Origin of the sequence: Sandarakinorhabdus sp., from assembly GCF_040398645.1 — a bacterium.
Lineage (GTDB): Bacteria > Pseudomonadota > Alphaproteobacteria > Sphingomonadales > Sphingomonadaceae > Sandarakinorhabdus.
Window position 1 is genome coordinate 6,165 of the sequence record NZ_JBBATR010000032.1, and the last position, 7,861, is coordinate 14,025.

The window sequence follows — 7,861 nt, forward strand, 5'->3', positions numbered from 1 at the left end:
AAAGAATGCACGCTGGCTGCTGGCGCGCTGGCTGCTGGCGCGCTGGCTGCTGGCGGTGAATGCGCCTCCAGATCAAGCCGCGCCCGCATCGCGGCGTCATCTGGCAGCGGGCCGTTGCCGCGGATCGACGCGACATGATCGGCCAACATGTCGCACGCCGTCAGCAACAGGCGCACCAGCGCCGCATCAGCGTCGCGGCTGCCATCACGCACCAGCGACAACAGATTTTCAAAATTGTGCGCAAATGCCTGCAACGGGCCGTGGCCGAACGCGCCAGCGCCGCCCTTGATCGAATGGACAGCGCGAAAAATGGCATTCACCGTTTCGCTGTCATGAGTGCCCGCCGCCAAGTCCAGCAGGCCGGTTTCGGCCTGGCCAAGCGCCTCGTCACATTCCAGAAAAAAGATGTTCTGCAGGTCTTCGGGGCTCATGCCGGTGCCCCTTCGATCAGCCAGCCAAGCCCGGCGGTGGCCAAAGCCTCGGCAAGCGCCGGGGATGCTGCCTCCAGCGCCGCGCCAGTATCGCGGTGCGCCGCCGCCAGCACTTGCAGCCCGATTTGCCCGATCCGTGTCACGCTGGTGCCGTTCAGCACGGCGCCGGTGCCGGCGGCTGCCAACGAGTGGGCCAGGGTGACAGCAGCGTCGCGGCCCATGTCAGCCGGCAGTTCAATGCGGATCATCACTGATTCCTTGCTGGCTTATCGCCTGTTTGCTCAGAATTCCGACCAATCATCGGCTGGTGCCTTTAGCGCGGTGTTGCCGATGGCGCGCAGCATCTGCCGCCGTTCCGGCTGAGCCGGCCGCCTTGGCTGCGGCAATGCGCGCCCGGGCGCGCCGCGTTCGATCTTGAAGCGGCCGACCAGCATGGCCAGTTGCTGCGCTTCGCCCGTCAGGCTGCGCGCTGCGGCCGTGCTTTCTTCGACCATCGCTGCGTTTTGCTGGGTCATCTTGTCCATGTCGCTTACCGCGCCATTCACTTGCTGCAGGCTGCCCGCCTGATTTTCGGCGGCGGCCGCAATGGCTGCAACGCTGGTGCTGATGGCACCCACCTGCCCGACGATCCGATGCAGCACGGCCCCGGCTTCCGTTACGAGCGCCACGCCGCCCGATACTTCGGCGGCACTGTTGACGATGCGTGCCTTGATATCTTTGGCGGCTTCGGCTGATCGCTGGGCCAGTGCGCGCACTTCGTTGGCGACCACCGCAAAACCCTTGCCCGCTTCGCCAGCGCGCGCCGCCTCGACCCCGGCATTCAATGCCAGCAGATTGGTCTGAAACGCGATTCCATCGATAACACTGGTGATTTCGGCAATTTCCGAAGATGATCTTGCAATGCCGTCCATTGCGGCTTTGGCGCGGCCAACGATGGCGCCGCCGTCGCTGGCCTCGCGGTGGGCAGCGGAAATCGACTGATTCAAATCCTTGGCACCGCGCGCTGTGTCGCGCACCAGCAGCGTTACCTGGCTCATCGCTGCCGCTGTTTCTTCCAGGCTGGCGGCCTGCTGTTCAGTGCGTGCTGCCAGATCGTCCGATGCCGCGCGGATTTCCGCCGATCCGGTGGAAACGCTGGCAGCCGAGCCGGCAACACTAGCCAGCAGATCCTGCAAATTATCCACCGTGGTGTTGAAGCTGGTCCGCAACGCTTCGTAACCGGCCGGGAACGGCACTTTCACGCGGTAGGTCAGGTCGCCAGCCCCCAGCGCCGCCAGCGCCGCCGCCAGTTCATCCACCACCTGCTGCTGCGCAGCATCGCTGGCGAGCTTGGCCTTGCCAGTGTCGCGGAACACCGCAATCGAGTTGATCATCGTGCCGATTTCATCACGGCGGCCAGCATCGCCGACATCAACATCATAATCGCCGTCAGCCATGCGTCGTACTGAATCTGCGGTTCGCCCGAGCGGCTTGAGCACGGACCAGTACAAATAAGCGGCGGCAATCAGCAGCGTCAGCACCTTGAGCACGGCGACGACGACCAGAAACGATTTGGTATTGTCGATCTGGCCGCCGCTGACGATCTGCACAGCCTGTGCATCACGGCCCAGCCCCGACACCATTCGGTCAATATCTGCGCGATGCTGCTCGAACAGCGTGCCCAGCCGCCCGTGGCTCGCGGCGGCGGCGGCACGGTCGCCGCGCCGCAAGGCCGGCAGGAAACTGCTGTTCATCTCGTCGAAAAACCGATCCGTGGTCGCGCTGATGCGGCCCAATTCGGCCTTGATCGCCGGCGGCAGATTGGCGCCGGCCCATTTGCGCACATTGTCGCGATGCTTGGCTTCCATACGCCGGATGCTTGTTTCATAGGCCCCGCTGCCGCGGCCGGCTGTGCCGTTTTCGGCAATAGCGCGAGTGGCCTGCAGATAGGGTTCAACCACAAAGATCGGCGACGGCATGGTATCCGCCAACATGCCATTCAGATCGCGGTACTGGCTGTCGATCTCGCCGCCAAAGCGCACCTGATCAAATGCCCTGAGATTGACGAACACCGCAAAGCACATGGCAAACGCGATTGCCGCGACGATGATGATACCCTTGGTGCGGATCGACATGGTTTTTGCCTTCTTCTGGCTAAGCATTTCAGTTCGATTTACTGAACGGCGGCAGCCTGCCCGGGTTAAGGCAGCCACCAGCGGGCCGGGCCGCCGCAAACGGCGGGCTGGTGCGGCATGCGGTGGTGATGCAATGCCGATTGCCCCGGCTGCAAATGACCGCCAATATCGGCACGTTGCGGGCCGCCGCGCCGCGCATTCCTGAGGGGGCCTGAAGTGAACCAAGCTGTTATTCGCATCACATTGGCGCTGCTGCTGGCAACCGCAGCGAGCGCCGTTTGCGCGCAGGCTCCAGCGCAGGCCTATGATCCGGCCCTGCTGTCTGGCCATCATTTCCGGCAGGTTGGCCCCTGGCGCGGCGGGCGGGCCACCACGGTGACCGGCGTGCCGTCGCAGCCCCACACATTCTACATGGGCACGGTGGGCGGCGGCGTGTGGCGCACCACCGATGCCGGGCATAGCTGGTCAAACCTTACCGATGGCCAGATCGCCGTGGGTTCGATGGGCGCTGTGGCGGTGGCGGGCAGCAATCCCGGCATCATCTATGCCGGGACCGGATCATCCAAAATCCGCAGCAATGTCTCGATCGGGCGCGGCGTGTACAAATCGGTGGACGCCGGCAAGAGCTGGCAATTCATCGGCCTGCGCGACGTTGGCCAGATTTCCACCATCCGCATCAACCCGGCCAACCCCGACGAAGTCTTTGTGGCCGCAACCGGCAACCCGTTCAAATATTCCGCCGATCGCGGCGTCTATCGCACCCGCGACGGCGGCAAGACCTGGACCAAGATCCTGTATTTGAACGAAACCCTTGGCGCGGCCGATCTGGAATTTCAGGCGGATGATCCAAAGACGCTCTATGCCGCCATGTGGCACGGCATCCGGCGGCCGTGGACGATCACGTCGGGCAGCACTGACGGCGGCCTCTATAAATCATCCGATGGCGGCGACAGCTGGACGAAACTGGCCGGCGGCCTGCCGACCGGCCTGTTCGGCCGCGCCAACATTGGCGTGAGCGCCGCCGCGCCGGGCCGGCTGTATGCGCTGATCGAAGCCAAGCCGGGCAGCGGCCTGTACCGTTCGGACGACCACGGCAAAAGCTGGCGGCTGGTCAATGGCGAAGGCCGGCTGACCACGCGGCCATTTTACTACACCACGCTCGGCGTTGATCCGGGCAATGCCGATGTCGTGCTGGTTGGCAATGAAGACTGGTTCAAATCAACCGACGCCGGCAAGAGCTTCGTGGAGCAGCAGACGCCGCACGGCGACAATCATGATGTGTGGATCAATCCCGGCAATTCGCAGATCATGGTGCAATCCAATGATGGCGGCGCCAATGTCTCGCTGGACGGCGGCAAGACCTGGTCGGTCCAGTCCAACCAGCCCACATCGGAACTTTACCAAGTCGCGGTGGACAATCAATTTCCCTACCGCCTCTATGGCGCGCAGCAGGACAACACGACGGTAATCGTGCCGTCGCAGCCGCTGGGCGACGGCCAAGCCTACAAGATCGGCCCCGGCTGCGAAACCGGCCCGACCATCCCCAAGATCGACGATCCGCTGGTGGTGTGGGGCGGCTGCAAGGGGCAATTCAGCCGCGTCGATCTGCGCACCAACATGAATGAGCAGCAATATTGGATCGGCAGCGAGTCCCTGTACGGCAGCAATCCCAAGGACTTGCGCTTCCGCTTCCAGCGCGTGGCGCCAATGGAAGTGTCCCCGGTTGAACCGATGACGGTCTATTATGGCTCGCAATTCTTGCACCGGACCAGGGATGGCGGCGTCAATTGGGAGGTGATCAGCCCGGATCTCACGGCCAATCCACCGGAACGCCAAATGGCATCGGGCGATCCGATCACCATCGATGCCACTGGCGAGGAGGTCTATTCGACCCTCTATGCCATCCGCGAAAGCCAAGTGAAGCCCGGCGTGATCTGGACCGGCTCCAACGATGGCCTGCTGCATGTCACGCAGGACGGCGGCAAGAGCTGGAAGAATATCACCCCCAAGAGCCTGCCGCCCGGCGGCCGCGTGCAGAATATCGAACCCGGCGTGCGCAACGCCGGCACCGCCTATGTGGCGCTCAATCGCTATCTGCTCGGTGATTTCGCGCCCTATATCTACCGCACCGACGATTATGGGCAGACCTGGACGAAGCTGACCGACGGCCGCAACGGCATCGCCGCCGACGAGCCAACCCGGGTGGTGCGCGAAGATCCGCAGCGCCCGGGCCTGCTGTTTGCCGGCACCGAATTCGGCATTTACGTGTCGTTCGATCGCGGCGGGCAGTGGCAGCGTTTTCAAAATGATCTGCCGGTCGTTCCGGTGACGGACATCAGGCTGGCGCACGGCGATCTGGTGATGTCCACGCAAGGCCGCGGCTTTTACATATTGGACAATCTCGGTGCGCTGCGCCAATCCTCAGGCGCCACTGCGGTGCCGCAGTTGTTCACACCGGCCATTGCCACCCGCATCAGCGCCAGCGCCGACATGGGCGGCCCGGCCAGCGAAGGCCCGGATTACAAACTGCCCGGCGCGCAGATCGAATACATCGTTCCGGCCAGCGCTGCCGGCGCGCCGCTCACCATCAGCATCGTCGATGCCGCTGGGCAGACCATAAGAAGCTTCAGCAGCGACGGAGCGCAGCCGCGCGCCGGCGGTGGCTATCGCTATCGGCCCACTTACCCGACCAAGCTCAACAACACGCCAGGCTTCCACCGCTTTACGTGGAACTTGCGCCATAGCGGCCAGGTCCAACCCGCAGCCCCCGCCGGCGGGCGGGCGCCAGTGGGGCCAGTGGTGCCGCCCGGCGATTACACGGTGGTGCTGCAGGCCGGCACCGTGAAGACGATGCAGCCGCTGAAACTGGTCGCCGATCCGCGCGTGCTGGCCACCGGCGTCACCAACAGCGACCTGAACGAGCAATATCAGCACAATCTGGCCGTGCTGCGCCTTGAGGCAGATACCACCGCCGCCGTGGCGCGCGTCAAGGCCGGGCTGGTAGCGCTGAAGCAAGAGCCGGATGCGGCGAGGCTGGCTGCGCTGCAACCGATCGCAGATGCGCTGATTGCGCCGCCGGTGCGCTACAGCCCGCCCGGCCTTGATAACCATGTGCGCTATCTGCGCAGCCAGACCGATGAATATGACGGTAAGATCGGCAACCATCCCAGGGAGCGGCTGGCGGATTTGCGCCGCCAGATCGATGCAGTTGTGGCCCGGCTGGACAAGGCTCTTGGTTCGCAAACGCGGTAACCGAAACTGGTAACCGGCAACGGCCTAACCCGCTGCCAGTTTTCCAACAAGTGCCGCGCTTGTCAGAACAACTTCACCAAACTGTCTTGTTTGCGAAACGGCAGAGACACAAACCGATCATAGCCCCGATGGGCGTGCTGCGCAGTCCCGGTTACTATCTTCCGGAAGGCGTTCCGGCCGAGGTCGCCGTGTCGGGATTGCTTCTGTCTGTGACTTGCTTTGCCATAATCCTGTTTTCTGACTTGCCGCTGGTGCGCAGGCACGGCGAGGTGCTTGAACGCGGTTTGCGATTTCAGGGCACCAGTGAACTTTCGTTCGAACCGGATAATTTCGGCCTCCCGTACGTGTTCGGCGTCCGTGCCAACGACTAAGACCGCCCACAGCGATGCCGGGGCGGGCCCTGCCTTGCGGGTGCTGGTGATCGGCACCAGCGGTTCGGGCAAGTCCACCTTCGCCCAGCAGTTGGCAGCGCACACCGGGATCGCGTGGCACGAACTGGATCTGATCAACTGGCGCCCCGGCTGGCATGATCGGCACACGCACGAACCAGAGGCATTTCTGGCCGATGTCGATGCCGCCACCGCCCGTGGCAACTGGGTCGTGTCTGGCGGCTATTCAAAGACCCGGCCAATCATCCTGCCGCGGCTTACGGATCTGGTGTGGCTTGATCTGCCGCGCTGGCAGGTGATGGCGCAGGTGATCAATCGTTCGCTGCGGCGGGCGGCGGGCGATCAGGAGGTGTTTCCGGGCTGCCATGAGAGCTGGTCACGGCTGCTGCGGCGCGATCATCCCATTCGCTGGGCATGGGATCATCACGCGCCCAATCGCCTGAAATTTGCCGGCCAGGCACAGGCGGCGCTGGGGGCAAGGCTGCATCACTGCAACAGCCGCAGCGAAGCCGATGCAGCCATGGCCCGGCTGGTGCAGGCCATGCTGCCCGTCGCGGAGCCGGCCGGCGTCGCGGGCTTGTCATGACCATGGGCTATCGTCGTCAAAAGGGGGATATGATGGTGTGCATGCGATGGATCGGATTGGCGGTCGGATTGGCCGCGCTGCTGGCGCTTGGCGCGTGCGGCGAAAGAGCCGCCGATCCAAATTTGTCGGGCTGGCGCAAAGAGATGGGACAGATCCGCATCGGCGCCAACGCCAGTGAGGACAGCGAGGCAGCACTGGCCCGGCTGAAATCCTATCAGGCCTACATCACAAATTCCACCGGTCTGCCGGTCAAGGTGTTTCAAGCGGCTGATTACAACGGCATCATCCAGGCCATGGCATCCGGGCAACTGGAAATGGCCACCATGGGCCCGGCGGCCTATGCCAATGCCCGCGCCCAGATGGGCGAAAAGGTCGCGCCGATCCTGGTGCCGCGCACCTCCGAAGGCAGTTGGGGCTATTATTCCACCATCGTCGTGCGCGCCGACAGCCCCTATCGCACGCTTGCCGATTTGCGCGGCAAAACCGTGGGTTATGTCGATTTCAATTCGGCATCGGGCTATCTTTATCCGCGCTACGCGTTGCAGCGCCAGGGCATCAAGCCGGACACATATTTCGGCAAATCGGCCATCACCGGCGGCCACACGCAAGGCGTGCTGGCCCTGCAGAATGGGCAGTTCGATGCCGTGTTCATGGTGGCCAGCGGCGGCACGCCGGCAACTGGCTTCACCACCGGATCAATCCATACGCTGGCGCAGCGCGGCATGCTCAAACTGGAAGATTTCCGCATCCTCTGGAGCGCGGGCCCCATTCCCAATTCGCCCTATGTGATCCGCACCGATCGCCCGCAGATATTTCGAGACACGCTGCGCGGCGCGCTGGCATCCATGGCCTATGACGATCCCGAAATCTGGCACGAACTCGGCCTGGGTGACGGCAGCGACATGAAACCGATGCAGCCGAGTGATTACAAAGATATCGTGGCAATGCGCAACGCCGAAGTGAGCAGCCGCCGCAGCAATGCAACGGGAGGCGGCCAGTGATCAAATCTGCATTAGTGGCCTTCGCCATGATGACCACGGCACAGGCCGCGGCGCAGACGCCAGCAGCAGCGCCGTTTCGGATCATGGT

7 protein-coding genes are annotated in these 7,861 nt (G+C 63.5%); 4 read left to right on the plus strand and 3 right to left on the minus strand.

The features are described from left to right. The 3 genes from ABWP50_RS08775 to ABWP50_RS08785 form a co-directional block, all read right to left on the minus strand. On the minus strand, window positions 1-431 hold a 431-nt coding region (locus ABWP50_RS08775), incomplete at its 3' end, for an Hpt domain-containing protein (protein ID WP_353217620.1). Next, window positions 428-679 carry a hypothetical protein gene (locus tag ABWP50_RS08780; protein WP_353217621.1) on the minus strand — a complete coding sequence of 84 codons (252 nt, stop codon included), beginning with the start codon at window positions 677-679 and terminating at the stop codon, window positions 428-430. The genes ABWP50_RS08775 and ABWP50_RS08780, both read right to left, overlap by 4 nt. A gap of 33 nt (window positions 680-712) precedes the next feature. Beyond that, a complete protein-coding gene (locus ABWP50_RS08785; protein WP_353217622.1) occupies window positions 713-2,545 on the minus strand; it encodes a methyl-accepting chemotaxis protein in 1,833 nt (610 codons plus the stop codon). Window positions 2,546-2,761: 216 nt separating this feature from the next. Here ABWP50_RS08785 and ABWP50_RS08790 point away from each other — a divergent pair, with 216 nt between their 5' ends. From ABWP50_RS08790 to ABWP50_RS08805, 4 genes are all read left to right on the plus strand, one after another. After that, window positions 2,762-5,797 carry a VPS10 domain-containing protein gene (locus ABWP50_RS08790; protein WP_353217623.1) on the plus strand — a complete coding sequence of 1,012 codons (3,036 nt, stop codon included), beginning with the start codon at window positions 2,762-2,764 and terminating at the stop codon, window positions 5,795-5,797. 128 nt (window positions 5,798-5,925) lie between these two features. Next, window positions 5,926-6,168, plus strand: a complete 243-nt coding sequence (locus ABWP50_RS08795; protein ID WP_353217624.1) for a hypothetical protein — start codon at window positions 5,926-5,928, stop codon at window positions 6,166-6,168. Further along, window positions 6,155-6,772, plus strand: coding sequence for a P-loop NTPase family protein (locus tag ABWP50_RS08800; protein ID WP_353217625.1), 618 nt, complete (start codon window positions 6,155-6,157; stop codon window positions 6,770-6,772). The genes ABWP50_RS08795 and ABWP50_RS08800 overlap by 14 nt, the downstream gene beginning before the upstream one ends. A 41-nt stretch (window positions 6,773-6,813) precedes the next feature. Continuing rightward, window positions 6,814-7,773 (plus strand): phosphate/phosphite/phosphonate ABC transporter substrate-binding protein, encoded by a 960-nt coding sequence (locus ABWP50_RS08805; protein ID WP_353217639.1) that lies wholly within the window; start codon window positions 6,814-6,816, stop codon window positions 7,771-7,773. Window positions 7,774-7,861: the final 88 nt, after the last annotated feature.